The 1,387-nt window shown below is 51.4% G+C and carries 1 rRNA gene; it reads left to right on the top strand.

Annotated elements, in window-relative coordinates:
- Nucleotides 1–1,362: ribosomal RNA gene (locus tag HJP15_RS21570) — 23S ribosomal RNA — on the top strand; the annotation flags it as partial.
- Between the last annotated feature and the right edge of the window lie 25 nt (nucleotides 1,363–1,387).

Raw genomic sequence — 1,387 nt, forward strand, 5'->3', positions numbered from 1 at the left:
TGAAGTTGCTGATGCCATACTTCCAGGAAAAGCCTCTAAGCTTCAGATTATATGGAATCGTACCCCAAACCGACACAGGTGGTCAGGTAGAGAATACTAAGGCGCTTGAGAGAACTCGGGTGAAGGAACTAGGCAAAATCGTACCGTAACTTCGGGAGAAGGTACGCTCCTATCTGTGATGAGACTTGCTCTCTAAGCGGACGGGAGCCGCAGTGACCAGGTGGCTGGGACTGTTTATTAAAAACACAGCACTGTGCAAAATCGCAAGATGACGTATACGGTGTGACACCTGCCCGGTGCCGGAAGGTTAATTGATGGGGTTATCTTCGGAGAAGCTCTTGATCGAAGCCCCGGTAAACGGCGGCCGTAACTATAACGGTCCTAAGGTAGCGAAATTCCTTGTCGGGTAAGTTCCGACCTGCACGAATGGTGTAACCATGGCCACGCTGTCTCCACCCGAGACTCAGTGAAATTGAAATCGCAGTGAAGATGCTGTGTACCCGCGGCTAGACGGAAAGACCCCGTGAACCTTTACTACAGCTTGGCACTGAACATTGAACCTACATGTGTAGGATAGGTGGGAGACTTAGAAGCAGCGACGCTAGTTGTTGTGGAGTCGTCCTTGAAATACCACCCTTGTAGTTTTGATGTTCTAACGTTGGCCCCTGAATCGGGGTTACGGACAGTGCCTGGTGGGTAGTTTGACTGGGGCGGTCTCCTCCCAAAGAGTAACGGAGGAGCACGAAGGTTGGCTAAGTACGGTCGGACATCGTACGGTTAGTGTAATGGTAGAAGCCAGCTTAACTGCGAGACAGACACGTCGAGCAGGTACGAAAGTAGGTCATAGTGATCCGGTGGTTCTGAATGGAAGGGCCATCGCTCAACGGATAAAAGGTACTCCGGGGATAACAGGCTGATACCGCCCAAGAGTTCATATCGACGGCGGTGTTTGGCACCTCGATGTCGGCTCATCACATCCTGGGGCTGAAGTCGGTCCCAAGGGTATGGCTGTTCGCCATTTAAAGTGGTACGCGAGCTGGGTTTAGAACGTCGTGAGACAGTTCGGTCCCTATCTGCCGTGGGCGTTTGAGAATTGAGAGGGGTTGCTCCTAGTACGAGAGGACCGGAGTGAACGAACCGCTGGTGTTCGGGTTGTCATGCCAATGGCATTGCCCGGTAGCTACGTTCGGAACTGATAAGCGCTGAAAGCATCTAAGCGCGAAGCAGGCCTCGAGATGAGTTCTCACTAGAGCTATAAGCTCTCTGAAGGGCCGTTGGAGACTACAACGTTGATAGGCAAGGTGTGGAAGCATAGTGATATGTTAAGCTAACTTGTACTAATTACCCGTGAGGCTTAACCATACAACGCCAAACGCGTTTTATGTGA

It is taken from the genome of Pseudoalteromonas sp. NEC-BIFX-2020_002, assembly GCF_013002825.1.
In the GTDB taxonomy this organism is placed as follows: domain Bacteria; phylum Pseudomonadota; class Gammaproteobacteria; order Enterobacterales; family Alteromonadaceae; genus Pseudoalteromonas; species Pseudoalteromonas neustonica.